Annotated in this window: 23 protein-coding genes and 1 tRNA gene; 21 read left to right on the top strand and 3 right to left on the bottom strand. The window is 66.8% G+C overall.

Going from position 1 to position 24,206, the window contains the following annotated elements; translation table 11 throughout:
• Positions 1-21: 21 nt before the first annotated feature.
• Both ASC91_RS15240 and ASC91_RS15235 read left to right on the top strand, forming a co-directional pair.
• Positions 22-1,356: an adenylosuccinate synthase gene (locus tag ASC91_RS15240; RefSeq protein WP_056198153.1), complete on the top strand. Its 1,335-nt coding sequence runs from the start codon at positions 22-24 to the stop codon at positions 1,354-1,356.
• A gap of 45 nt (positions 1,357-1,401) precedes the next feature.
• Positions 1,402-1,923: a phosphoribosyltransferase gene (locus ASC91_RS15235; protein ID WP_056198151.1), complete on the top strand. Its 522-nt coding sequence runs from the start codon at positions 1,402-1,404 to the stop codon at positions 1,921-1,923.
• Between the two features lie 263 nt (positions 1,924-2,186).
• Here ASC91_RS15235 and ASC91_RS15230 read toward each other — a convergent pair.
• A tRNA-Leu gene (locus ASC91_RS15230) sits at positions 2,187-2,271 on the bottom strand.
• Between the two features lie 69 nt (positions 2,272-2,340).
• Here ASC91_RS15230 and rnr point away from each other — a divergent pair.
• Complete coding sequence (gene rnr / locus ASC91_RS15225) at positions 2,341-4,653, top strand: ribonuclease R (protein WP_056198149.1); 2,313 nt, start codon at positions 2,341-2,343, stop codon at positions 4,651-4,653.
• Between the two features lie 3 nt (positions 4,654-4,656).
• On the opposite strand, the gene ASC91_RS15220 is transcribed toward rnr, so the two are convergent.
• The gene (locus ASC91_RS15220) at positions 4,657-6,015 is read right to left on the bottom strand and encodes an NAD(P)H-hydrate dehydratase (RefSeq protein ID WP_235531994.1); all 1,359 of its coding nucleotides are present in this window, start codon (positions 6,013-6,015) and stop codon (positions 4,657-4,659) included.
• 4 nt (positions 6,016-6,019) lie between these two features.
• Positions 6,020-7,276 carry an FAD-binding oxidoreductase gene (locus ASC91_RS15215; RefSeq protein ID WP_056198147.1) on the bottom strand — a complete coding sequence of 419 codons (1,257 nt, stop codon included), beginning with the start codon at positions 7,274-7,276 and terminating at the stop codon, positions 6,020-6,022.
• Between the two features lie 321 nt (positions 7,277-7,597).
• Between ASC91_RS15215 and rpsB the strand changes: the two genes are divergently transcribed.
• From rpsB to ASC91_RS15125, 18 genes are all read left to right on the top strand, one after another.
• Positions 7,598-8,344, top strand: a complete 747-nt coding sequence (gene rpsB / locus ASC91_RS15210; protein ID WP_056198145.1) for a 30S ribosomal protein S2 — start codon at positions 7,598-7,600, stop codon at positions 8,342-8,344.
• Between the two features lie 69 nt (positions 8,345-8,413).
• Positions 8,414-9,307, top strand: coding sequence for a translation elongation factor Ts (gene tsf / locus ASC91_RS15205; protein ID WP_056198143.1), 894 nt, complete (start codon positions 8,414-8,416; stop codon positions 9,305-9,307).
• Positions 9,308-9,400: 93 nt separating this feature from the next.
• Positions 9,401-10,111: a UMP kinase gene (gene pyrH, locus ASC91_RS15200; protein WP_056198141.1), complete on the top strand. Its 711-nt coding sequence runs from the start codon at positions 9,401-9,403 to the stop codon at positions 10,109-10,111.
• A gap of 75 nt (positions 10,112-10,186) precedes the next feature.
• Positions 10,187-10,747: a ribosome recycling factor gene (gene frr, locus ASC91_RS15195; protein WP_056198140.1), complete on the top strand. Its 561-nt coding sequence runs from the start codon at positions 10,187-10,189 to the stop codon at positions 10,745-10,747.
• An 11-nt stretch (positions 10,748-10,758) separates the two neighbouring features.
• Positions 10,759-11,472, top strand: a complete 714-nt coding sequence (uppS, locus tag ASC91_RS15190; RefSeq protein ID WP_056198138.1) for a polyprenyl diphosphate synthase — start codon at positions 10,759-10,761, stop codon at positions 11,470-11,472.
• 106 nt (positions 11,473-11,578) lie between these two features.
• Positions 11,579-12,415 carry a phosphatidate cytidylyltransferase gene (locus ASC91_RS15185; protein WP_056198136.1) on the top strand — a complete coding sequence of 279 codons (837 nt, stop codon included), beginning with the start codon at positions 11,579-11,581 and terminating at the stop codon, positions 12,413-12,415.
• Positions 12,412-13,581: a 1-deoxy-D-xylulose-5-phosphate reductoisomerase gene (ispC, locus tag ASC91_RS15180; protein WP_056198134.1), complete on the top strand. Its 1,170-nt coding sequence runs from the start codon at positions 12,412-12,414 to the stop codon at positions 13,579-13,581. The genes ASC91_RS15185 and ispC overlap by 4 nt, the downstream gene beginning before the upstream one ends.
• A gap of 2 nt (positions 13,582-13,583) precedes the next feature.
• Positions 13,584-14,939 (top strand): RIP metalloprotease RseP, encoded by a 1,356-nt coding sequence (gene rseP, locus ASC91_RS15175; RefSeq protein ID WP_157281757.1) that lies wholly within the window; start codon positions 13,584-13,586, stop codon positions 14,937-14,939.
• 15 nt (positions 14,940-14,954) lie between these two features.
• Positions 14,955-17,312, top strand: a complete 2,358-nt coding sequence (gene bamA / locus ASC91_RS15170) for an outer membrane protein assembly factor BamA (RefSeq protein ID WP_056198129.1) — start codon at positions 14,955-14,957, stop codon at positions 17,310-17,312.
• 2 nt (positions 17,313-17,314) lie between these two features.
• Positions 17,315-17,821, top strand: coding sequence for an OmpH family outer membrane protein (locus ASC91_RS15165; protein ID WP_394326333.1), 507 nt, complete (start codon positions 17,315-17,317; stop codon positions 17,819-17,821).
• A gap of 12 nt (positions 17,822-17,833) precedes the next feature.
• On the top strand, positions 17,834-18,862 hold the full coding sequence (gene lpxD / locus ASC91_RS15160) for a UDP-3-O-(3-hydroxymyristoyl)glucosamine N-acyltransferase (protein ID WP_056198124.1): 1,029 nt from the start codon (positions 17,834-17,836) through the stop codon (positions 18,860-18,862).
• Complete coding sequence (gene fabZ, locus ASC91_RS15155; protein ID WP_235531993.1) at positions 18,863-19,357, top strand: 3-hydroxyacyl-ACP dehydratase FabZ; 495 nt, start codon at positions 18,863-18,865, stop codon at positions 19,355-19,357.
• A gap of 11 nt (positions 19,358-19,368) precedes the next feature.
• Positions 19,369-20,157: an acyl-ACP--UDP-N-acetylglucosamine O-acyltransferase gene (gene lpxA / locus ASC91_RS15150; protein WP_056198122.1), complete on the top strand. Its 789-nt coding sequence runs from the start codon at positions 19,369-19,371 to the stop codon at positions 20,155-20,157.
• A gap of 4 nt (positions 20,158-20,161) precedes the next feature.
• Complete coding sequence (gene lpxB, locus ASC91_RS15145; protein WP_056198120.1) at positions 20,162-21,286, top strand: lipid-A-disaccharide synthase; 1,125 nt, start codon at positions 20,162-20,164, stop codon at positions 21,284-21,286.
• Positions 21,258-21,899 (top strand): ribonuclease HII, encoded by a 642-nt coding sequence (gene rnhB, locus ASC91_RS15140; RefSeq protein WP_056198118.1) that lies wholly within the window; start codon positions 21,258-21,260, stop codon positions 21,897-21,899. Before lpxB ends, rnhB begins: the two co-directional genes overlap by 29 nt.
• Positions 21,896-22,666, top strand: coding sequence for an RNA methyltransferase (locus ASC91_RS15135; protein ID WP_056198116.1), 771 nt, complete (start codon positions 21,896-21,898; stop codon positions 22,664-22,666). The genes rnhB and ASC91_RS15135 overlap by 4 nt, the downstream gene beginning before the upstream one ends.
• A gap of 94 nt (positions 22,667-22,760) precedes the next feature.
• Positions 22,761-22,949 carry a hemin uptake protein HemP gene (gene hemP, locus ASC91_RS29445; RefSeq protein WP_056198114.1) on the top strand — a complete coding sequence of 63 codons (189 nt, stop codon included), beginning with the start codon at positions 22,761-22,763 and terminating at the stop codon, positions 22,947-22,949.
• 66 nt (positions 22,950-23,015) lie between these two features.
• Positions 23,016-24,200: a DUF2325 domain-containing protein gene (locus ASC91_RS15125; protein WP_056198112.1), complete on the top strand. Its 1,185-nt coding sequence runs from the start codon at positions 23,016-23,018 to the stop codon at positions 24,198-24,200.
• The last annotated feature ends 6 nt before the right edge of the window (positions 24,201-24,206 follow it).

The raw sequence follows: 24,206 nt of genomic DNA, 5'->3' as shown, positions 1-24,206 counted from the left end.
CAAAGCTAGCAGGCAAACAAGATGCAGAGCCAAACCGCGCGTGGACGCAATGTGGTCGTCGTCGGCACCCAATGGGGTGACGAGGGCAAGGGCAAGGTCGTGGACTGGATGACGGATCACGCCCAGGGCGTGGTGCGCTTCCAGGGCGGCCACAACGCAGGCCACACGCTGGTCATCAGGGGCGTGAAGACCGCGCTGCAGTTGATCCCCAGCGGCATCATGCGCGACGGCGTGGCCTGCTACATCGGCAATGGCGTCGTGGTGGACCCCACCCATCTGCTGACGGAGATCGAGCGCCTGGAAGCGGCCGGCGTCGAGGTGCGTTCGCGCCTGTTCATCAGCGAGTCCTGCCCGCTGATCCTGCCCTTCCACGTCGCCGTGGACAAGGCGCGCGAACAGCTGCGCGAGACCAGCGGCAGCGGCAAGATCGGCACCACCGGCAAGGGCATCGGCCCGGCCTACGAGGACAAGGTCGCCCGCCGCGCGCTGCGTGCCCAGGACCTGAAGCACCCCGAGCGCTTCGCCAAGAAGCTGCGCGAGCTGCTGGACCTGCACAACTTCGCGCTGTCGGGCTATCTGAAGGGCGAGCCGCTGGCCTTCGAGCCCATCTTCGAGCAGGCGATGAAGATGGCCGAAGCCATCAAGCCCATGCTGGCCGACGTCGGCTACATGATCCACAAAGCGAGCAAGGCTGGCGCCAACATCCTGTTCGAAGGCGCCCAGGGCACGCTGCTGGACATCGACCACGGCACCTATCCCTACGTGACGTCCAGCAATTGCGTGGCCGGCAATGCCGCCGCCGGCGCTGGCGTCGGCCCGCAGATGCTGCACTACATGTTGGGCATCACCAAGGCCTACACGACGCGCGTGGGCTCCGGGCCCTTCCCGACCGAGCTGGACTGGGAAACGCCCGGGACCGTGGGCTACCACCTGTCCACCGTCGGCCAGGAGCGCGGCACCGTGACCGGCCGCGCGCGCCGCTGCGGCTGGCTGGACGCCGCTGCGCTGAAGCGCTCCATCATCATCAATGGCATCACCGGCCTGTGCCTGACCAAGCTGGACGTGCTGGACGGCCTGACCGAGATCAAGATGTGCGTGGGCTACCAGCTCGATGGCAAGCTGCTCGACATCCTGCCGCTGGACGCCGACGAGATCGAGGCCTGCGAGCCCGTGTTCGAGACCTTTCCGGGCTGGCCCGAGACGACCTTCGGCGTCACTGCCTGGGACAAGTTGCCGGCCAATGCGCGCAGCTATCTGAAGCGCGTGGAAGAAGTCATCGGCGCGCCCATCGACATGGTCTCGACCGGCCCCGACCGCGAGCACACCATCGTGCTGCGCCACCCCTATTCGTCCTGAAATTCGCCCGACACTTCAAACCTATTCGACGGAGACCCCGCCATCATGCTGACCGACGACGGCAAACACCTCTACGTGTCCTGGGACGAGTACCACCTGCTGACCGAGCGCCTGGCCCTCAAGGTGCACGCTTCGGGCTGGCAGTTCGACCAGATCCTCTGCCTGGCCCGCGGTGGCATGCGCCCGGGCGACGTGCTGTCGCGCGTCTTCGACAAGCCCCTGGGCATCATGTCGACCAGCTCCTACCGCGCCGAGGCCGGCACCATCCAGGGTCGCCTGGACATGGCCAAGTACATCACCATGCCCAAGGGCGAACTGGCCGGCCGCGTGCTGCTGGTGGATGACCTGGCCGATTCGGGCGTCACGCTGAAGGCCGTGGTGGAGCGCCTGCGCGGCATGCCGTCCATCACCGAGTTGCGCTCGGCGGTCATCTGGACCAAAAAGGTTTCTGCCTACATGCCGGACTACTACTGCGAGATGCTGGAAACCTCGCCGTGGATCCATCAGCCGTTCGAGGAGTACGACGGCATGGGGCCGGAGCTGCTGGCGAAGAAGTTCGCTGTTTGAGGGGAACGAGGGCGTGGCACGACAGAACTCGGTTTGTGCCACCACTCGCCGAAGCGCCCATCGAGGGCGCATCGGCGGGGACTCGGTCACCTCCGGCGACCCCGGCAGGCGGCTTCGCGCTTGCAAGCGCGAAGCCTTCATCGAGGCGTCGGGCAAGCCGCGGGGCTTGCCCTCGGTCCTCGGTGACGTGCCCTTCGAGTCCTCTCCTGGGCGCCAAAAGACAAAAGGCCAGCACTTGCGTGCTGGCCTTTTGTCTTTTGTTTTGGTGCCCAGGAGAGGACTCGAACCTCCACGGAGTTACCCGCTAGTACCTGAAACTAGTGCGTCTACCAATTCCGCCACCTGGGCTAGTTGCTCAAGACTTCAAACGAAGTGCCTGGGCCGTTTCAGGAAAGCAAGGATCATATCATTAAAAACTTGAAGAACTCAAACCCGTCGACTAAGGGCGAAGGTGCCGGCCTGCTCGGCGAAGTCGAAGGCACGTTGCAGGGTCATCGCGATGGCCATGGTTTCCTGATCCCCGACGACGGTGCCGCCGACGTCTATCTGTCGTCGCAGGAAACGCATGCCGTCATGCACGGCGACCGGCTGCGCGTGCGCGTCGTGCGCTTCGACAAGCGCGGTCGTCCGGAGGGCAAGGTGCTCGAGATCCTCGAGCGCAAGAAGCGGCCGCTGATCGGCCGCCTGTTGCTCGAGTCCGGTATCTGGCTGGTTGCGCCCGAGGACCGGCGCATGGGCCAGGACATCCTGATCCCCAAGAACGGCATCGCCAACGCGACCGCAGGGCAGGTTGTTGCTGTCGAGTTGACTGAGCCGCCGTCGCTGTACTCGCAACCTGTCGGTCGTGTCGTCGAAGTGCTCGGCGAGATCGACGATCCCGGCATGGAGATCGAGATCGCGGTGCGCAAGTACGACGTGCCGCATCGCTTCAGCCCCGAAACGTTGACGCAGAGCGCCAAGCTGCCTGAGAAGCTGCGCGCCGCCGATCTCAAGCACCGCATCGACCTGCGCGACGTGCCGCTGGTCACCATCGATGGCGAGGATGCGCGCGACTTCGACGACGCCGTCTACTGCGAACCCTTCAAGCAGGGGCGTGGCAAGAAGGCCGTCGAGGGCTGGCGCCTGCTGGTGGCCATTGCCGACGTGTCGCACTACGTGAAGCCCGGCGAGCCGCTGGACGCCGATGCCTACGAACGGGCGACGTCGGTCTACTTCCCACGCCGTGTCATCCCGATGCTGCCCGAGAAGCTGTCCAACGGGCTGTGCTCGCTGAACCCGTATGAAGACCGGCTCAGCATGGTCTGCGACATGCTCGTGTCCACCGATGGCACGGTCAGCGCCTACCAGTTCTATCCGGCCGTGATCTGCTCACACGCGCGTTTCACCTACACCGAGGTCGCGGCCGTCCTGGCCAACACCCATGGCCCCGAGGCCGCCAAGCGCCGCGAACTGGTGCCGCATCTGCTGCACTTGCATGAGGTGTACCGCGCGCTGCTGGCGGAGCGTGGCCGCCGTGGCGCCATCGACTTCGAGACCACCGAGACGCAGATCGTCTGCGACGACAACGGCCGTATCGAGAAGATCATCCCGCGCACGCGCAACGACGCGCACCGGCTGATCGAGGAGGCGATGCTGGCCGCGAACACCTGCTCGGCCGATTTCATCCAGTCGTCCAAGCACCACTCGCTCTACCGCGTGCACGAAGGTCCGACGCCCGAGAAGCGTACGACGCTGCAGAACTATCTGCGCTCGCTGGGCATTGGCATGGGTGTGTCCGACGACCCGACGCCGCGTGAATTCCAGGCGATCGCCCAGGCGACCAAAGACAGGCCCGACGCGCAGCAGATCCACACCATGCTGCTGCGCTCCATGCAGCAGGCCATCTACACCGGCACCAATTCCGGCCATTTCGGCCTGGCCTACCCGGCCTACACCCACTTCACCAGCCCGATCCGGCGCTATCCCGACCTGCTGGTCCACCGCGTCATCAAATGCCTGCTGGCGAGCAAGCGCTACACGCTGGACGCCAGCAAGATGAACGTGCCGCAGGCGCCCAAGCGCCCCGGCCGGCCAGCGCCGCCCAACCCGGCAGACGCCCGCAACGAGGCCGAGCGCTGGGAGGTCGTGGGCGCGCATTGCAGCGCCAACGAGCGTCGTGCCGACGAGGCCAGCCGCGATGTCGAGGCTTGGCTGAAGTGCCGCTACATGCGCGACCGTCTCGGCGAGGAGTTCGCCGGCACCGTCAGTGCGGTCACGTCCTTCGGCCTCTTCGTGCAACTGGATGCGCTCTACGTCGAGGGCTTGGTGCACATCACCGAGTTGGGCGGCGAGTACTACCGCTTCGACGAGGTGCGCCAGGAACTGCGTGGCGAGCGCACTGGCATTCGCTACGCGACCGGCGCCCGCGTGCAGGTGCAGGTCAGCCGTGTTGACCTGGACGGCCGGCGCATCGACTTCCGCCTGGTGCGCGACGCCGAAGACGCGCGCTCATCCGGGCGCGGCGGGGCATCCAAACCCACGGGCAAAGCCCCGGGCAAGACACCAGCCCGCAAGCGCGCGCCCAAGACGGCCGTCGAGACGCTGGACGATGTGCGCCAGCAGGATCGCGACGTGAAGAAGAGCCGCAAGGAAGTCGTCGCGTCCCTGCATCCGGTCAAGGCCGCACAGCAGGCCGCCAAGCGCGCCGCCAAGAAAACGGCTGCCAAGGCCGCGCCGCGCAAACGCCGCTGAGCGTCAGCGCAGCGCCGCCAGGCGCTCGATGAGCTCGCCGGCGCGCAGCACGCCGCCGTACTCGCCCGCGCGGCCGTGCGCGTCCACGCCGGTGCAGGCGATGGCGTGAGCCGTGGCGGATGGTTGCTGAGCCCACAGCCCGCCCAGCCAGCCGGCCAGCACATCGCCGCTGCCGGCTGTAGCCAGGGCCGGGCCGCCGCTGGCGCAGAGCGCCGGCCGTTCGGCCGGTGAGGTGATCACGCTGCCCGAGCCCTTGAGGACGACGGTGCAGCCCAATTGCAAGGCCAGTTCCTGCGCAGCGACGAGGCGGTCGGCCTGAATGGCGGTTGTGCCGCGATTCAGCAGGCGGGCGGCTTCGAGCGGATGCGGCGTCAGCAGCGTGGAGCCTGCTGGCCTTGTGCGCACGAGGGACTGCAGAGTTGTGTCGGCGGCGATGGCGTTCAGCGCGTCGGCATCGATGACGAGGCGCGGCAGCGTTTGCAGCAGTGAGGGCAAATGGGGTGTGATGGCGTCGCCAGCGCCACAGCCGATGACGCCCACTGCCTGGGGCAGCTCCGTGAGCCGGCCGCGCATCAACTCGAGCCAGCCGGAGTCAGCGACCTCGGCGGGGCCGAGCCCCAGCAGGTCCAGATAGACCCGTCCCGCGCCACACGCCAGGGCCGCGCGGGCGGCCAGCCGGGCGGCGCCCTGCATACCCGGTGCTCCGCCCACGACCAGCACCTGGCCGTGGCTGCCCTTGTGGCTGGTCGGGCTGCGATGCAGGGCAGCGCCCAGGCCGAGCAGGTTGGCCGTGGGCGGCTCGTCGGGTGCAATGCCCAACTCGTCGAACCAGATCCGTCCTGCGTGCGCGCGTCCCTCGCCGGTGAAGAGGCCGGGCTTGAGCGTCAGCAGTGTCAGTGTGTGATCGGCGCGCACGGCGTGTTCGCCTGCGAGTTGGCCGGTGTCGGCGAGCAGGCCGCTGGGCAAATCAACGGCGAGGACGGGCGCGCCGCAATTGCCCATTGCGACGATGGGTGCCAGCAGCTCGGGTGAGGGCGCGCGATTCAGGCCCAGGCCAAGCAGCGCGTCGATGACGAGGGAAGGGTACTGCGGCGCGTCGTGGCTCACGTGGGTTGGGACACCGACCTCGGCCAACCGTCGCGCGGCGACGTGGCCGTCGCCGCCGTTGTTGCCGGGGCCGCAGACCACCCATACTGGGCCGGCGCCCCGGCGCAGCGCCAGGGCGAGCTTGGCGACGGCCAGTCCTGCGCGTTCCATCAGGTCGGGCGAGTGGGCGAGCGCGCGCGCCTCGATGCGTCGGCTCGCTGCGACATCGAACAGCGGCAGCGTGGAGGTTGTGGGCAGCACCGGATGCATGCCCATGAGCTTAGAGCAGTCGTTGCGGCCCGAGTGCGGCGATGTCCAGCGCGGGTGCTAGCCCGGCGATCTGCTGGGCCAGGATCTGGGCGCTGCCACAGGCCAGGCCCCAGCCCAGTCCGCCTGGCGAGATGTTGAGCCACAAGCCCGCGCGACCGCCGCTGCCAAGCACGGGCAGGCCATCGGCCGGCAGCGCGCGGCGGCTCTGGCTCTGCTGCACTTGGCTGTGCAGCACCGAGCCAGGGAACCAGTGTTGCAGGCCGCGGTGCAGGGCTTCGAAGTCCGGGGTCACTCGGGTTCGGGCGCCGGCGACGGTGAGGCCGCCGGTCACGCGTACGCGCTGGCCGGTGCGGGCAATGGCCAGGCCCAGCGTCGGGTCGATCCAGCCAGCCTTGGGGCCCAGGTCGGGATGGGCTTCGAGCAGCCGCAGCGGTGCCGTGACCGAGGCTTCGTGCTGCGCCGCCAGGGGCAGGCGTTGGCCCGACAACGTGGCGGCGTCCAGGCCGTTGCACAACACCACAGCGTCGAAGCGTTCGTCCTGAGCGCCGGGCAGCTGCGGCAGGGTGTCTCCGGCGTCGCGCTCGGTGCCGCGGATCGGCGCCTCCAGCGGCGGTGTGTACTCGTGGCGCAGCATCAGGCCGGTGCCGTCGGCGGCGATGGCGATGGCGCGCACGGTGGTGTGGAAGCGAAACCCTGCGCCCAGGCGCTGGGCTTGCAGGCGCAGTTGCTGGGCGAAGAGGCGCGGATTGCCGGCACCGCCGCGGGCGAAGGCCAGCGCCGCGGCCAGCGGGGCGTCAGCGTTCAGGCCGGGTTCGCGCAGCCGAGCCTCGCCCGCCTCGATGAGCTCGACCTGCAGGCCCAGGGCCTTCCAACCCTCCAGTCGGGCCTGGGCGGTTGCGACGCGCTTGGCGTCAGTCAGCGCGACGAGAAGGCCATCGGTCGCTTCATCGTCCAAGCCCAGTGCGCGGCGCAGGTCAACGGCACGGGCCAGACCCAACTGGCTCAGCGCAACAAGTTGGCCTGCTGCGTCACCCGTGCTGCGCCCCGCGCGCCAACGACGAAGTCGAAAGGCCAGAGGTGCCGGTGACGTGGTGTCTGCCAAGTTGGGTGTAAAGGGCGAGAGCAGGGCGTTGCTGGCGAAGCTGGCCTGCTCGGCGACGCTGCCGCCGCGCTCGAAGACCTGCACCTGGAGCCCCAAGGCGGCCAGTTCGTAGGCCGTCGTCACACCGGCCAGGCCGGCACCAACCACCGCGACGCGGCGGGTCAAGCGCACACCCGGAGGGACGCCCTGACGGGCAAGCTTGCGGCCGCTGCAAAGCGGCGTCGGCTGGGAAAGGCCATGGGTTTGTGTATACTCTGCGGGTTTTGCCGGAGGTGCTGCGCTGTTTTAGGCGTTGCAAGACTCGGCAGAACGGTTGTGAGGGTGTTGTGGCTGAACTTCTCGGTCGCCACCGTCGCAACAAATCGCAAACCGGCCACTCAAAGGTGTTGTAGTTTGCGGCCTGGATTTCGCTTGAGAAACAAGCGTTTCCAGATGCTGCAACGCAATTCGGGCCGGATTTTAGACACAACCTTCGGAGTAAGACCCATGTCTGTCACGATGCGCGAGATGCTGGAAGCCGGCGTCCATTTCGGCCACCAAACCCGCTTCTGGAATCCCAAGATGGCCCCGTATATCTACGGCCATCGCAACAAGATTCACATCATCAACCTCGAGAAGACGCTGCCTGCGTTCAACGACGCGATGAAGTTCGTCCGCTCGCTGGCTGCCAAGCGCGGCACCATCCTGATGGTCGGCACCAAGCGCCAGGCCCGTGAAGTCGTCGCCCTGGAAGCCCAGCGCGCCGGCATGCCCTACGTCGACTCGCGTTGGCTCGGCGGCATGATGACCAACTTCAAGACGGTCAAGACCTCGCTGAAGAACCTGAAGGACATGCAGGCCCAGATTGACGCCGGCACCCAGCCCGCGATCAAGAAGGAAGCGCTGATGTTCCAGCGCGACATCGCCAAGCTCGAGAAGAACATCGGTGGCATCCAGGACATGACCGCACTGCCCGATGCCATCTTCGTCATCGACGTCGGCTATCACAAGATTGCCGTTGCCGAAGCCAAGAAGCTCGGCATTCCCGTCATCGGCGTGGTGGACACCAACCACTCGCCCATCGGCATCGACTACGTCATCCCCGGCAACGACGACTCGGCCAAGGCTGTGGCGCTGTACGCCCGCGCCGTTGCTGACGCCGTGCTCGAAGGCAAGGCCAACGCCACGAACGAAGTGCTGGCTGCGGTTGCTCCCGCCGGCGACGAGTTCGTCGAGGTCTCCGAAGAGGCTTAAAGCCCTTCCGCCCTGCATTTGAAAGGGGCCGCGAGGCCCCTTTTGCCAACCGAAATCTGGAGAAGAGAAATGGCTGCTATCACCGCAAGCATGGTGGGCGAACTGCGTGCCCGCACCGACGCCCCGATGATGGAGTGCAAGAAGGCGCTGACTGAAGCCGAAGGCGACCTGGCCCGCGCTGAAGAGATCCTGCGCGTCAAGCTCGGCAACAAGGCCGGCAAGGCTGCCTCGCGCATCACCGCCGAAGGCATCGTCGCCTCGGCCGTGGTCGGCGGCAATGGTGCCCTGATCGAAGTCAACTGCGAGACCGACTTTGTCTCGAAGAACGACGCTTTCCTGGCCTTCGTGAACGCGCTGGCCGGCCTGGTTGCTGAAGCCAACCCGGCTGATGTGGCTGCGCTGTCGGCGCTGCCGCTGTCCCAGGAAGGTTTCGGCCCGACGGTGGAAGACGTGCGCAAGGGCCTGATCGGCAAGATCGGCGAGAACATGTCGATCCGCCGTTTCCGGCGCTACAGCGGCACCAAGCTGGCGTCCTACCTGCACGGCACCCGCATCGGCGTGATGGTCGAGTTCGAGGGTGACGACGTCGCCGCCAAGGACGTTGCCATGCACGTGGCCGCCATGAAGCCGGCAGCGCTGTCCAGCGCCGAAGTCTCGGCCGACCTGGTCGATAAGGAGCGCCGCATTGCCACGGAGAAGGCTGCCGAATCCGGCAAGCCGGCCGACATCGTCGCCAAGATGGTCGAAGGCTCGGTGCAGAAGTTCCTGAAGGAAGTCAGCCTGCTGGACCAGGTCTTTGTGAAGGCTGCCGACGGCAAGCAGACCGTGGCGGCCTACCTGAAGTCGGCCAACACCACGGTCAAGGGCTTCACGCTCTACGTCGTTGGCGAAGGCATCGAGAAGAAGGTCGACGACTTCGCGGCCGAAGTGGCTGCCCAGGTGGCAGCTGCTAAGGGTCAGTAAAGACGCTTGCGAAATCGTACGAAATGAAGGGGCGCCAAGTTGGCGCCCTTTAAACTTGCGGCCCACCATAGGCCCCCCAAACCTGAGGACACCATGCCCGCGTACAAGCGCATTCTGCTCAAACTCTCCGGCGAAGCCCTGATGGGCGACGACGCCTATGGCATCAATCGCGCGACCATCGTTCGCATGGTGCAAGAGATCCGCGAAGTGACGCAGATGGGCATCGAGGTGGCCGTCGTCATCGGCGGCGGCAACATCTTCCGCGGCGTGGCTGGCGGCTCGGTCGGCATGGACCGCGCCACCGCCGACTACATGGGCATGCTCGCCACGGTCATGAACTCGCTGGCCCTGGCCGACACGATGCGCCAGGAGGGCATGACTGCCCGCGTGATGTCGGCCATCGCCATTGAGCAGGTCGTCGAGCCCTATGTGCGCCCGAAGGCGCTGCAATACCTCGAAGAGGGCAAGATCGTCGTCTTCGCTGCCGGTACCGGCAACCCCTTCTTCACAACCGACACGGCTGCGGCGCTGCGTGGCGCCGAAATCGGCGCCGAGATCGTGCTGAAGGCCACCAAGGTCGACGGCGTCTACTCGGCCGACCCGAAGAAGGACCCGACCGCCACGCGCTATGCGCGCATCAGCTTCGACGAGGTCATCACGCGCAATCTGCAGGTCATGGACGGCGCCGCCTTTGCGCTGTGCCGCGACCAGAAGCTGCCGATCAAGGTTTTCAGCATCTTCAAGCCCGGCGCACTGCGTCGCGTGGTGCAGGGCGAGGACGAAGGCACGTTGGTGCACGTCTAAAACCTTAGTCAGTTGGGGGCAGAGCTGCTTGCTGACGCTCGGGCGGTCTGTCCCGCAAATTCATAGGTATCGATCATGAGCATTGCCGACATCAAGAAGAACGCCGAGGCCAAGATGGCCAAGTCGGTCGAATCCCTGAAGAACGACCTGCACAAGATCCGCACTGGCCGTGCCCACCCCGGCATCCTCGACCAGGTCAGCGTCGACTACTACGGCGCCATGGTGCCGATCTCGCAGGTGGCCAACGTGACGTTGCTGGACGCGCGCACCATTTCCGTCCAACCCTGGGAAAAGGGCATGGGCGCCAAGATCGAGAAGGCCATCCGCGAGAGCGATCTGGGCCTGAACCCGGCGTCCCAGGGCGACCTGATCCGCGTGCCGATGCCGCCGCTGACCGAAGAGCGCCGCCGTGACCTGACCAAGGTCGTGCGCAACGCCGGCGAGGACGCCAAGGTGGCTGTTCGCAACCTGCGCCGTGACGCCAACGAGCATGCCAAGAAGATGCTCAAGGACAAGGAAATCGGCGAGGACGACGAGCGTCGCAGCCTCGATGAAGTGCAAAAGCTCACCGACCGGGTGATCTCGGAGATCGACAAGCTGATCTCGGGCAAGGAAGCCGAGATCCTGGCGGTTTGAGCGCCGTGCTCATGGCGCAAGACCGCCCGGCGCCGCCGCGCCATGTGGCCATCGTCATGGATGGCAATGGCCGCTGGGCCAAGAAGCGCTTCCTGCCGCGCTTCTTCGGCCACAAGGCCGGCGTGGACAGCCTCGTCAAGGTCGTCCAGGCCTGCATCGACCGCGATATCGAATACGTCACCGTCTTCGCCTTCTCCAGCGAGAACTGGAAGCGTCCGAGCGACGAGGTCTCGGGCCTGATGGGCCTGGTGCTGGCTGCGGTGAGCCGCTACCTGGCCAAGATGGGTGCGATGGGCGTGCGCATCCGCATCGTCGGCGACCGTGACGCCGTGTCCGACAAGCTGCGCAACGCCTGGAACGAGGCCGAGACCAGCACCCTGCACAACACCAAGCTGACGCTCAATGTCGCCTTCAATTACGGCGGCCGCTGGGACATCGTGCAGGCCTGCAAGGCCGCGATCAAGGCGGGTGTGAAGCCTGACGAGCTGACCGAAGCCAAGCTGTCGGAGTTCATGGCCATGAGCTATGCACCCGACCCCGACCTCTTCATCCGCACCGGTGGCGAGGTGCGCATCAGCAACTTCCTGCTCTGGCAGGCGGCGTATACCGAATTCGTGTTCTCGGACTGCCTGTGGCCCGAGTTCGGCGAGCGTGAGCTGGACGCGGCCATTGCGGCCTTCCACGAACGCGATCGCCGCTTCGGCGGCGTCAAAGAGGTGGTATGAGCCCACCCCGTACCGGCTTCGCCGGCCCCCTCAAGGGGGCACTGCCAGTGGCCCAGCAAAGCCGGATCCACGGCAGTCGCCTCGGCAATGCCTTGAAGGAGGCGTAATGCTTAAGACCCGCGTCATCACCGCCGTCGTGCTGCTGGCCGTCCTGCTGCCGGTGCTCTTCCAGGCTTCGCCCTGGCCCTTTGCCTGGGTCACGGTCGTCATGATGGGCGCGGCCGGCTGGGAATGGACGCGGCTCAACGGCCTGCCCGGCACCGGTGCGATCGCGGGCGGTGTGGCGCTGGCGCTGGCCTGCGTATGGACGCTGCTGCTCGGTGGCCTGAACGCGCCGCCGGCCTGGATCTGGTCGCTGGCCAGCCTCCTGTGGGTGCTGGGCGGCGCCTATGCCTTGCGCGCCGGCCCGAGCGGCTGGCCGCGCATCGCGCGCGGCGCGCGGCTGGCCCTGGGCGCCGTGCTGCTGTGGGGTGCCTGGCTGGCCATCGTTCAGGCCAAGGTGCATGGCGTCAATTTCATCCTGTCGGTGTTCTGCCTCGTCTGGATGGCCGACATCGCCGCCTATTTCGGTGGCCGCACCTTCGGCAAGCGCAAGCTGGCGCCCAGCATCAGCCCGGGCAAGAGCTGGGAGGGCGTCTGGAGTGGCCTGGCCGGCGTCATCCTGCTCGGCTTCATCTGGGTGCATGTCATCGACGTGAAACTGGCCGTGGATTCGCCCAGTCTCTACACGCTGCTGGTCCAGCGCCATGGCTGGGTGTCGTTGCTGGCTCTGGTCTTCCTCGGCGCGATGAGTGTCGTCGGCGATCTGTTCGAATCCCTCGTCAAGCGCGCCACTGGCGCAAAGGACAGCAGCAACCTGCTGCCCGGTCACGGCGGCGTGCTGGATCGCATCGACGCGCTGCTGCCCGTGTTTCCCTTGGCGCTTGCCTTGATCAGCTTATGAACCGTCGCCAACGCGTCTGCGTCCTCGGCTCGACCGGCTCCATCGGCGTCAACACGCTGGATGTCCTCTCATGCCACCCAGAGCGCTATGAAGTCGTTGCGTTGAGCGCGATGAGCCGAGTTGACGAGTTGCTCGCCCAATGCCTGGTGTGGAAGCCGCGTTTCGCCGTCATGCCCGAGCGGGACGCTGCTGGCCGCCTGCGCGAGCGGCTGCGTGAAGCCGGCAGCCGTACCGAGGTGCTGGACGGCGCTCAGGCGCTGGCCGACATTGCCGCCCATCCCGAAGTTGATACCGTCATGGCTGCCATCGTCGGCGCCGCCGGCCTGGCACCGGCCATCGCCGCGGCGCGCGCCGGCAAGCGCCTGCTGCTGGCCAACAAGGAGGCCATCGTCGTCGGCGGGGCCCTCTTCATGCAGGCGGTGGAAGAGGGCGGAGCCACGCTGCTGCCCATCGACAGCGAGCACTCGGCCATCTTCCAGTGCCTGCCTGAGGACCGCGCGGCCTGGCACGAACGCGTCGACCACATCGTGCTGACAGCCTCCGGTGGCCCCTTCCGCAGCCGCGACCCGAAGACGTTGGCCGATGTGACGCCGGCTCAGGCCTGCGCCCATCCCAACTGGGTCATGGGCCGCAAGATCTCGGTCGACTCGGCGACGATGATGAACAAGGCGCTGGAGGTCATCGAGGCGCGCTGGCTGTTCAACCTCACGCCCGAACAGATCAAAGTGCTGATTCACCCGCAGAGCATCATCCATTCGATGGTGGTCTGCCGTGACCAGTCGGTGCTGGCCCAGCTCGGCACGCCCGACATGCGCGTGCCCATCGCCTACGGCCTGTCCTTCCCCGAGCGCATCACGTCTGGTGCCAGCCGCCTGGACTTGCTGACGACGCCCAACCTCACCTTCGAGGAGGCCGACGCCGTGCGCTTCCCCGGCTTGCACCTGTCCTGGCAGGCCCTGCGCGCGCCGGAAGGCAGCACCACGGTGCTGAATGCGGCCAATGAAGTGGCGGTGGATGCCTTCCTGAACGGCCTTCTGCGCTTTGACCGGATCCACGCGATCAACTCGCAGTGTCTGGCCGACATCCAGCCGGGCGATTGCGCCAGCATCGAAGCGCTGCTGGCGCTGGACGCCCGCACCCGAGAGCATGCCAGGAGCCTGCTGTGACGATGACGTTGGGCATCCTGCTGGCGCTGGCGGTGCTGATCCCCATCCATGAATGGGGCCACTACCGCGTGGCCCGGGCGTGTGGGGTCAAGGTGCTGCGTTTCTCGATCGGTTTCGGCCCGGTGCTTTGGCGTCGTATCGGCCGCGGCGGCACCGAGTTCGCGCTCAGCGCCATCCCGCTGGGCGGGTATGTGCTGATGCTGGACGAGCGCAACGCGCCCGTAGCGCCGCACGAGCGCGAGCAGGCCTTCAATCAGCGCCCGCTGCGCCAGCGCGCCGCCATCATTGCGGCCGGGCCGTTGACCAACTGGCTGCTGGCGATCGTGCTGTTCGCCGTGGTGGCCTGGATGGGCATCGACCAGCCCAAGGCCTTGCTCGGTACCCCGACCAGCGGCTCCTTGGCGGAGCGAGCTGGTCTGCGTGCGGGTGACACCGTGCTGGCTGCCTCCGACACGGAAGGAGAGTGGCAGCCCGTCCGGTCACTGCCCGACCTGCAGGCGGCGATGCTGCGCGCCCAGGTGCTGGGCGAAAGCCTGCACCTGTCGGTCAGTGACGCCCATGGCCGTTCGCCGCGCAGCGTGCGCCTCGAGACCGAGCGCCTGGTGGGCCGCGCGCCGGATGCGCAGCTGATTGCGGACATCGGCCTGACGCCGTTTTCGCAGCCGGTGATCAGCCGCGTGGCTGACGGCGGCGCGGGAGCCGCGGACGGCCTGATGGCAGGCGATCGTGTGCTGACCATCGATGGCCGTGCCGTGCCCGACGCTGCCTTCCTGCGCGATGCCATCCGCCTGGCGCGCGATGGCGACACGCCGCGCACCATGCAATGGCGGATCGAGCGAGCCGGCCAGGTGCTGGAATTGGCAACGACGCCGCGCCTGGTGCAGGAGGCGGGCCAGCGCGTGGCGCGGCTGGGCATTGGCGTGGGGTCGCCGCTGGAGCGCGTGAGCATCAGCTACGGGTTGGTCGACGGCCTGTGGCAGGGCGTGACGCAGAGCTGGGACATGGCGGTCACCACGGTCCGGATGCTGGGGCGCATGCTGACCGGCCAGGCCTCGTTGAAGCTGCTCAGCGGGCCGCTCACCATGGCCGAGGCGATCGGCGATGCCGCCAAGGCCGGGCCCAGCTACTACCTGGAGCGGCTTGCGCAGATCTCGCTCGGCCTGGCGATATTGAACCTGCTGCCGCTGCCGATGCTCGACGGCGGGCACCTCATGTATCATCTTTTCGAGGGTTTGAGTGGCCGCCCCGTCTCCGAATGGTGGCAACGGCAACTGCAGCGCGCTGGCGCGCTGATCCTGATGCTGATGATGGCCTTGGCCCTTTCCAACGACGTCGCCCGCCTCGCGGGCTGGCACTGACACTCCCCGGTTCCCATGTCCTTTCCTTTCAGTTCGGGAGCGAAGCGTCGCCCCTTCCGCCTCGGCTTGCTGGCTTTGGCTGTCACGGGGATGTTCCAGTCGGGGCTAGCCTGGGCGGCAGATCCCTTCGTGCTGAAGGACATCCGCGTCGAAGGCCTGCAACGGACCGACCCGGGCACCGTGTTCGCGTCGCTGCCCTTTCGCATCGGCGACACCTACAACGATGAAAAAGGCGCTGCCGCGCTGCGAGCCTTGTTCGCCACGGGCCTGTTCAAGGACGTGCGCATCAGCATCGACGGCAATGCCGTCGTCGTCATCATCGACGAGCGGCCCATCATCGCCAACGTCAACTTCGTCGGCCTGAAGGAGTTCGACACCGAGGCGCTGACCAAGTCGCTGAAGGACGTCGGCATCGGCGAAGGCAAGCCCTTCGACAAGGCCTTGGCCGACCGTGCCGAGCAGGAACTCAAGCGCCAGTACCTCACGCGCAGCCTCTACGGTGCCGAGGTCACGACGACGATCACGCCCATCGAGCGCAACCGCGTCAACGTCAGCTTCAATGTGACGGAGGGCGAGCCGGCCAAGATCGCCGAGATCCGGATTCTGGGCTCCAAGGTGTTCTCCGAAAGCACGTTGATGGGCCTGCTCGAGCAGACCACCACCGGCTGGCTGACCTGGTACACCAAGACCGACCGCTATTCGCGCGCCAAGCTGAACGCGGACCTGGAAACCATCCGCAGCTATTACCTGAACCGCGGCTACCTGGAGTTCGCCGTCACCTCCACGCAGGTGACGATCTCGCCGGACAAGCAGAGCATCAGCATCGCCATCACGGTCAGCGAAGGCCAGCCCTACACCGTCACGGGCGTCAAGCTCGAGGGTGATTACCTGGGCCGCGAGGAGGACTTCAAGCACCTCGTCTTCCTCAAGCCCGGCCAGGCCTACCAGGGCGAAGCGGTGGCCAACACCACGCGCGCCTTCAGCGACCTGTTCGGCACCTATGGCTATGCCTTCGCCCGCGTCGACAGCCGCCCCGACATCAACCGCGAGACCGGCCAGGTCGTCGTCACCTTCGTCGCCGAGCCGCAGCGCCGCGTCTACGTGCGCAAGGTCATCATCTCCGGCAACTCGCGCACCCGTGACGAAGTCATCCGCCGCGAATTCCGCCAGTTCGAGGCGGCCTGGTACGACGGCCAGAAGATCAAGTCCTCGCGTGATCGCGTCGAGCGCCTGGGTTACTTCAAGGACAAGGAAGTCAGCATCGACACCCAGGAGGTGCCGGGCGCCCAGGATCAGGTCGACGTCATCCTGACCGTCGTCGAGCGCCCCACCGGCGCCATCACGGTCGGTGCGGGCTACTCCAGCCAGACCAAGCTGTCCTTCACCGGCTCCATCCGCCAGGACAACGTGTTCGGCTCGGGCAACTACCTCGGCATCGACTTGGCCACCGCCCGCACGGGCCGCCAGGTGCAGGTCAGCACGGTCGACCCCTACTTCACGGTCGACGGTGTGTCGCGCTCGCTCGATGTGTTCTATCGGACCACGCGCCCTATCAACACGCTGGGCGAGGAATACCAGTACGTCACCAAGGGCGGTGCCATCCGCTTTGGCGTGCCCTTCTCGGAAATCGACACCGTCTTCTTTGGCCTTGGCTACGAGCAGACCGACATCACGACGTCCAAGGGTCTGCCCAACAGCTATCTGCTGTTCGTCAACCAGTTCGGCCAGCGCAGCAATTCCATCCCATTCACCATCGGCTGGCAGCGTGACAGCCGCGACAGCGTCATCTCTCCGCTCAAGGGCAAGTACCAGCGCGTCAACGTCGAGACCAGCGCCATCGGCGACGCCCGGTTCGCGCGTATCAACCTGCAGTACCAGCAGTATTTCGAGGTCACGAACAAGATCACGCTGGGCATCAACAGCGAACTGGGTTGGGGCGTGGGCCTGGGCGGCAAGCCCTATCCCATCTTCAAGAACTTCTACGGCGGTGGCCTGGGCTCCGTGCGCGTCTTCGAGGCCGGCTCGCTGGGCCCTGTGGACCCGACCGGCTCCTACATCGGCGGCAACCGGCGCTTCAACACCAATGCCGAGCTCTACCTGCCGGTGCCCGGCAGCGGCAACGACAAGAGCTTCCGCATCTTCGGCTTCGCCGACCTCGGTGGTGTCTGGGGGCCGGACGCCAAGCTCAACTGGAACACGCTGACCAACGGCAAGGACAATGAGGGCCGCGACATGCTGCGCATGTCCGCCGGTATCGGCCTGTCCTGGATTTCGCCGATGGGCCCGCTGCGGCTGAGTTACGGCAAGCCCGTTCGCAAGGCGCGGACGGATAGAATCGAAAAATTCCAATTCCAGATCGGGACTGCATTCTGATGATGAGCAAGCTCTTGCAATCGATGGCCCTGGCCGCATCGATGATGGTGGCCACCACGGTGGTGCAAGCCCAGGAACTGAAGATCGGCTACGTCAACAGCGAGCGCGTGCTGCGCGAGGCCAACTTGGCCAAGGCAGCCCAGGTCAAGCTGGAGACTGAGTTTGGCAAGCGCGAGAAAGACCTGCGCGATCTGGAGACCAAGCTGCGCGGCGCTGCCGAGAAGCTGGAAAAGGACGCGCCCACGCTGTCCGAAGCTGAGCGCAACCGCCGCCAGCGCGACATCGTCGAGCAGGAGCGTGACTTGCAGCGCAAGCGCCGCGAGTGGCAGGAAGACCTGACCCAACGCAAGAACGAGGAGCTGTCGGCCGTGGTCGAGCGCGCCAACAAGGTCATCAAGCAGATCTTCGATGCCGAGAAGTACGACCTCATCCTGCAGGACGCGATCCACTTCAGCGCGCGTGTCGACATCACCAAGAAGGTGATCGACGCGCTGAACGCGCAGAAGTAAGTCGCCAGTTCCATGAGCTCGACGACCGTCGCGCTCTCCGAGTTGATCGCCGCCTTGGGCGGCGATTTGCTTGGTGGGCCCGACATGCGCATCACGCGTATCGCGCCGCTTGACGAGGCTGACGACACGAGCATCAGCTTCCTCGCCAACCCGCGTTACCAGGCCCAGCTGGCCACCACGGCGGCCGCCTGCGTCATCGTTGCGCCGGCTTTTGCCGAGGTGGCGTCAGCGCGTGGCGCGGCCATCGTTACGCCCGATCCCTATCAGTACTTTGCGCGGCTGACGCAGTGGTGGGCAGCGCGCACGCGCCCGGCCCCGAAGGCCGGCGTGCACGCCAGCGCCGTGGTGTCACCCGATGCAAAGCTGGGGCAGGGCGTCGAGATCGGTCCGCTGGCCGTCATCGAGGCTGGTGCCGTCATCGGCGACCACGCCCGCATCGGCGCTCACTGCGTCGTCGAGCGCGAGGCGGTCGTGGGCGCGCACACACGGCTGGCGCCGCGCGTCGTGCTGGGCTATGGCTGCCGGATCGGCGTGCGTGGCCTCGTGCACGGCGGCGTGGTCATCGGCGCCGACGGTTTCGGCTTCGCGCCCAGCAAGAGCGGCTACGTGAAGATCGAGCAGCTCGGCAATGTCGCCATCGGCGATGACGTCGAGATCGGCGCCAACACCTGCATCGACCGCGGCGCGCTGGCCGATACCGTCATCGAAGACGGCGTCAAGCTCGACAACCTGATCCAGATCGCCCACAACGTGCACATCGGTCGCAACACGGCCATGGCCGGCTGTTCGGCGGTCGCCGGCTCGACAAGGATCGGTGCGAACTGCACCATTGGCGGCGCGGCCAACATCATCGGCCACCTGACCATCGTCGACGGCGTGCACATCTCCGCCGCCACCACCGTCACCCGCAGCATCACCGAGCCGGGCGTCTACAGCGGCCCCTATCCCTTCGAAGAGAATTCGAGCTGGCAGAAGAACGCGGCCACCTTGCGACAGCTCAGCACCCTGCGCGAGCGCGTGCGCGCGCTGGAGAAGAAATAAATGAACGAACCGACCCAGACCTCGACCCAGACTCAGGCCACCGTCCCGACGACGATGGACATCCACGAAATCCTCAAGCGCCTGCCGCACCGCTACCCCATCCTGCTGGTGGACCGCGTCGTCGAGCTGATCAAGGGCGAGCGCATCCGCGCCATCAAGAACGTCTCGATCAACGAGCCCTTCTTCCTCGGACACTTCCCCCACCGCCCGGTCATGCCGGGCGTGTTGGTGCTGGAAGCGCTGGCCCAGGCCGCGACGCTGCTGGCCATCGAGACCGTGGGCATCGTGCTGGACGAGAAGTCGGTCGTCTACTTCGCCGGTATCGACGGCGCCCGCTTCAAGCGCCCGGTGGAGCCAGGCGACCAACTGGTGCTGGAAGTGACGCTGGGCCGCGCCAAGGCCGGCATCTACAAGTTCAATGCCCGTGCTCTGGTGGGCGGGCAGTTGGCCGCCGAAGCTGAACTGATGTGCACCATGCGCCGCATCGAAGCCTGAGCCTTTCAACGATGGCCATCCACCCCACCGCCATCGTCGACCCCGCCGCCGAGTTGGACTCGTCGGTCGAGGTCGGTGCCTATTCGCTGATCGGCCCGCACGTGAAGATCGGCGCCGGCACCAAGGTCGGCCCGCATGTCGTCATCGAAGGCCACACGACCATCGGCCGCGACAACACCTTCTTCCAGTTCAGCTCCATCGGTGCTGCCAACCAGGACAAGAAGTACGCGGGCGAGCCGACGAAGCTGGTCATCGGCGACCGCAACACGGTGCGCGAGTTCTGCACGCTGAACATCGGCACCGTGCAGGACCGCGGCGAGACGACGGTCGGCAACGACAACTGGATCATGGCCTACTGCCACCTGGCCCATGACGTCGTCGTCGGCAACGAGTGCGTGCTGGCCAATAACGCCACGCTTGCGGGCCATGTACAGGTGGGCGACTGGGTCACCATTGGCGGCCTGACCGGCGTGCTGCAGCGCATGCGCATCGGCGACCACGCCATGATCGGCTTCCAGGCCCATGTGGCCCAGGACGTGCCGCCCTTCATGACCGTGGACGGCAATCCGCTCGCGGCGCGTGCGGTCAACATCGTCGGCCTGAAGCGGCGCGACTTCAGCAGCGAGCGCATCGGCGTCATCCGCCAGATCTACAAGCTGCTCTACCGCAGCGGCCACACGCTGGATGAGGCCAAGGCCGGCATTGCAGCGCTGCGTGGCACGGAAGCGGGCGCGGCAGATGGTGACATCGACCTGATGCTGAACTTCCTCGCCGCCTCCACGCGCGGCATTGTTCGGTAGCCCAATGCAGACCGCGCCCCGCCTCGGCATGGTGGCCGGCGAGGCCAGCGGTGATCTGCTGGCCGGCCTGCTGCTGCAGGGTCTGCGTGCCCGCTGGCCGGCGCTGACAGCGCAGGGCATCGGTGGGCCGAAGATGATCGCCCAGGGCTTCGAGACCTGGTGGCCGCACAGCAAGCTCTCCATCTTTGGCTATGTCGACGCGCTGCTGAACATCCGCGAGCTGCTGTCCATCCGCAAACAACTGGGCATACGCCTCATCTCGAACCGGCCCGATGTCTTTATCGGCGTTGACGCGCCCGACTTCAACTTCGGCCTGGAAACGCGGCTGCGCGAGGCCGGCATCAAGACGGTCCACTTCGTCTGCCCGTCCATCTGGGCCTGGCGGCCGGAGCGGGTCGTGAAGATCAAGGCGGCGGCCGATCACGTGCTGTGCCTTTTCCCCTTCGAGCCTGAGATCCTGCACAAGGCTGGCATCGGCGCAACCTACGTGGGCCATCCTTTGGCGGATGCGATTCCGATGGAGCCACCACGCGCCGCAGCGCGTGAGGCGCTGGACCTGGCCGAAGCCGACACCGTCATTGCCCTGCTGCCTGGTAGTCGCAAGAGCGAGATCAACTACATTGCGCCGGCGCTGATCGGTGCGGCGAAGCTGCTCGCCGGGCCCGGCCGCCGCTTTGTCATGCCCGTCGTGCCGGGCCTGCGCGGTCTCATCGAGCCCATGCTGACGGGGGTCGACATCCAGCTCATCGACGGCCAGTCCCACACGGCCCTGGCGGCCTGCGACCTGACGCTGCTGGCCAGCGGCACCGCCACGCTGGAGGCGGCCCTGTTCAAGCGTCCCATGGTCATCGCCTACCGCATGAACGCGCTGAACTGGTGGCGCATGAAGGGCCGCGGCCTGCAGCCCTGGGTGGGCCTGCCCAACATCCTGGCGCGCGAGTTCCTGGTGCCTGAATTGATCCAGGACGCCTGCACACCCGACAACCTGGCGCGGGAGGCGGAAGGCCTGCTTGCCGATGCAGCGCGCCGTGCCGCCCTGCACGAGCGCTTTGTCCAACTTCACGAGCTGCTGCGGCAAGACACCGCGCAGCGTGCCAGCGATGCCATCGCGACGCTCATCCAAGCCTGAACAGGTGTCCCTCGACTGGACACCGCCCGGCCTCGTCGCCGGCGTGGACGAGGCCGGACGCGGGCCGCTCGCGGGCCCGGTGTTCGCGGCGGCCGTCATTCTGGACGACCTGCAGCCCATCAAGGGCCTGGCCGACTCCAAGGTGCTGACACCGGCCAAGCGCGCGCGGCTGTACGACGAGATCCGTGCCAAGGCGCTGTGCTGCTGCATCGCGCATGCGACGCACGAAGAGATCGACCGCATCAACATCCTGCAGGCCACGATGCTGGCGATGCAGCGCGCGGTGACGGGCCTGCGGCTCAAGCCAGCGCTTGTGCGCATCGACGGCAACCGGTTGCCGGTGCTGGCCGTACCGGCAGAGGCCATCGTGCAGGGCGACGCCACCGTGCAGGCCATCTCGGCTGCAAGCATCCTCGCCAAGGTGGCGCGGGACCTCTTTTGCGAGCAGATGCATGCCAGCCACCCGCAATACGGCTTCGCCGCGCACAAGGGCTATGGCACGCCGGAGCACCTGGCGGCACTGAAGGCGCACGGCGCCAGCCCTTGGCACCGCCGCAGCTTCGCGCCGGTGCGCGAGGTCTGCATTGACGTGACGATCAATCCGCTGGCATGAAGCTGGACCACATCACCTCGCGCGACAACCCGGCGCTGGTTCGGCTGCGAAAGCTGACGGCGGACGCCAATGGCTACCGCAAGACCGGCAGCGTCTGGATCGAGGGCGACCACCTGCTGCGTGCGGCCCTGCAACGCGGCTGGCAGCCGGCCCTGGTCGTGCTGACGGAAACAGCGATGCAGGAGGCTGCCCTGGCCGCGTTGGCCGAATCCGCACCGCGCGCTCTGGTCGTGCCGGTGGCGCTGTTCAAGGGCCTGAGCGGCCTGGAATCGCCGGCGCAGATCGGCGCCGAGCTGACGCTGCCCGCGGCCTCCCAGATCGACGCCAATGCCGCCAGCGTGGTGCTGGACCGCCTGCAGGACGCCGGCAACGTCGGCGCCATCCTGCGCAGCGCGGCGGCCTTTGGCGTGCGCCAGGTGCTGGCCCTCAAAGGCACTGCGGCGCTGTGGTCGCCCAAGGTCGTGCGCGCAGGGCAGGGCGCCCATTTCGGCCTGCGCCTCGTTGAAGGCCTGGCGGCCGATGACCTCGCGGCGCTGCATGTGCCCATGATCGCGACCAGTTCCCACACCGAGCATGTGCTGCATCGCGTCGCCTTGCCCTCGCCTTGTGCCTGGGTCATGGGCCACGAAGGCCAGGGCGTGTCGCCCGAGCTGATGGCCCGCTGCGCGCTGACCGTGGGCATCCCGCAGCCAGGCGGTGAAGAGTCGCTCAATGTGGCGGCGGCGGCGGCGATCTGCTTGTACGAGAGCGAACGGCAGAAGGGCTGAGAACGCGCGGAAGCTTTGCCTTGTGCCGGGAGCCACTGGGCTGACCCCTCGATTGCCGCTTGCAATCGAGAATGATTCTCATTACAGTGACTTGATGCTCACTGATTCCTATCCGCCAAAGCCTGCGGCACAGCCGGAAGCTGTGATCCTGGGCAGAGGCCAGGCCCGCCAGATCGACAGCGCCACGCTGCTCGGCCCCATGGGCGAAGTCTTCATCGTGCATCAACAACAGGTCTACCGTCTGCGCATCACGTCCCAGGGCAAGTTGATCCTGACCAAATAGCCCTCGCTCGTCATATCGCGCCAGCCAGCCGTCGCCCGCCCGCGCTTCTCCCCTGGAGATTCCCGAATGGCCGACACCTGCTGCGCCGCGCATGCCGCGCTCCCCTCCCTCACCGGTTCGCGCCGGCGCCGCCTGTGGGAGCTGGGCAGCCATGCCCATTGCCCCGTCATCGGCGTCTGCGTGCCGCTGGAACGCGTGCGCATCCTGGCCAGGAAGCTACTGGTGCTGCAGGGCGACGAGGACGACTACACGCTGCATTGCAGCCTCGTCACTGCAGCCGCGCGCCGCAACGCGGTGTCCGAGTCGTTGCAAAAGGATCTGGAGCAGCGCTTCGCGCTCGACGTGCGCAACGCCGCCCAGGCCAAATGCCGCGAAAGCCTGATGAGCTGGTGGCGCAACCGCGCCGTCCAGGGCGAAATTGCCGGCGCGCTGTGGGCCACGCTGACGCACGCACGGTGCGACGAATGGCTGGAGATGCGCGTGCTGGGCCAGGTGCACATGCTGCAGCACCAGGTCGGCGCCGCGCAGCGCATGGACTTGGCTGCCCACCGTGAGCTGTCTGCCGAACATCAGGCGCTGGCGCGCGACTATGCCGAGGTGCAGCAGCGCGTGACTGGTTGGAGCCTGGAGCGCGCCCGCGAGCAGCAGGCCTGGGAGCAGGAGCGCATGCAGTTCCGCGCCACGCAGATCGGCCTGCAGACCCAACTCGCCCAGGCGCAGGAGCAACTGCTGCATTGGCAGGCCGCGCGCCCCGATCTGCCCGAACGCGAGGCCCTGCGCGAGCGCCTGGCCGAACAGTTGGAGCGCAACCTGGCGCTGCAACGCGAGGTCAACCGACTCGCGTCGCGCACACCGGCGGTGGCGGATGCCGCCGAACCCGCCGCCGCATGGGTCGAACAAGAGGTCCGCGTTGAGACCGTGAAGCTGGAGCACCGGGTCGTGCTCTGCGTCGGTGGCCGCAGCGGCAGCGTGCCCCAGTACCGTCAGGCCGTGGAAGGCTGTGGCGCGCAGTTCCTGCACCATGACGGCGGCAGCGAGCACAAGCCAGCCCAGCTGGAGCCCCAGCTCGCCGCGGCCGATCTCGTCATCTGCCAGACGGGTTGCATCAGCCATGACGCCTACTGGCGCGTGAAGGACCATTGCAAGCGGCACGGCAAGCGTTGCGTCTTCGTCGAGACGCCCAGCCGCAGCGCGTTTGAGCGCGCGCTGGCCCTGGCGGCGGTCGAAGAAGGGGCAAATACGGCGGTCTGAGGGGAA

Source organism: Pelomonas sp. Root1237 (assembly GCF_001425055.1).
Lineage (GTDB): Bacteria > Pseudomonadota > Gammaproteobacteria > Burkholderiales > Burkholderiaceae_C > Pelomonas.
The sequence above is the reverse complement of the archived record's forward strand: the minus strand, read 5'-3'. Positions and strand labels throughout refer to the sequence as shown.

Coding starts and splice junctions, on each gene's coding strand:
- ASC91_RS15165 (WP_394326333.1), top strand. CDS start 17,315: ATGAGCAAGCTCTTGCAATCGATGGCCCTGGCCGCATCGATGATGGTG.
- ASC91_RS15125 (WP_056198112.1), top strand. CDS start 23,016: ATGGCCGACACCTGCTGCGCCGCGCATGCCGCGCTCCCCTCCCTCACC.
- rnhB (WP_056198118.1), top strand. CDS start 21,258: ATGCCATCGCGACGCTCATCCAAGCCTGAACAGGTGTCCCTCGACTGG.
- uppS (WP_056198138.1), top strand. CDS start 10,759: ATGGCGCAAGACCGCCCGGCGCCGCCGCGCCATGTGGCCATCGTCATG.
- tsf (WP_056198143.1), top strand. CDS start 8,414: ATGGCTGCTATCACCGCAAGCATGGTGGGCGAACTGCGTGCCCGCACC.
- ASC91_RS15220 (WP_235531994.1), bottom strand. CDS start 6,015: ATGGGCATGCATCCGGTGCTGCCCACAACCTCCACGCTGCCGCTGTTC.
- ASC91_RS15185 (WP_056198136.1), top strand. CDS start 11,579: ATGCTTAAGACCCGCGTCATCACCGCCGTCGTGCTGCTGGCCGTCCTG.
- lpxB (WP_056198120.1), top strand. CDS start 20,162: ATGCAGACCGCGCCCCGCCTCGGCATGGTGGCCGGCGAGGCCAGCGGT.
- hemP (WP_056198114.1), top strand. CDS start 22,761: ATGCTCACTGATTCCTATCCGCCAAAGCCTGCGGCACAGCCGGAAGCT.
- lpxA (WP_056198122.1), top strand. CDS start 19,369: ATGGCCATCCACCCCACCGCCATCGTCGACCCCGCCGCCGAGTTGGAC.
- frr (WP_056198140.1), top strand. CDS start 10,187: ATGAGCATTGCCGACATCAAGAAGAACGCCGAGGCCAAGATGGCCAAG.
- ASC91_RS15240 (WP_056198153.1), top strand. CDS start 22: ATGCAGAGCCAAACCGCGCGTGGACGCAATGTGGTCGTCGTCGGCACC.
- lpxD (WP_056198124.1), top strand. CDS start 17,834: ATGAGCTCGACGACCGTCGCGCTCTCCGAGTTGATCGCCGCCTTGGGC.
- bamA (WP_056198129.1), top strand. CDS start 14,955: ATGTCCTTTCCTTTCAGTTCGGGAGCGAAGCGTCGCCCCTTCCGCCTC.
- rseP (WP_157281757.1), top strand. CDS start 13,584: ATGACGTTGGGCATCCTGCTGGCGCTGGCGGTGCTGATCCCCATCCAT.
- ASC91_RS15235 (WP_056198151.1), top strand. CDS start 1,402: ATGCTGACCGACGACGGCAAACACCTCTACGTGTCCTGGGACGAGTAC.
- ispC (WP_056198134.1), top strand. CDS start 12,412: ATGAACCGTCGCCAACGCGTCTGCGTCCTCGGCTCGACCGGCTCCATC.
- fabZ (WP_235531993.1), top strand. CDS start 18,863: ATGAACGAACCGACCCAGACCTCGACCCAGACTCAGGCCACCGTCCCG.
- pyrH (WP_056198141.1), top strand. CDS start 9,401: ATGCCCGCGTACAAGCGCATTCTGCTCAAACTCTCCGGCGAAGCCCTG.
- ASC91_RS15135 (WP_056198116.1), top strand. CDS start 21,896: ATGAAGCTGGACCACATCACCTCGCGCGACAACCCGGCGCTGGTTCGG.
- rpsB (WP_056198145.1), top strand. CDS start 7,598: ATGTCTGTCACGATGCGCGAGATGCTGGAAGCCGGCGTCCATTTCGGC.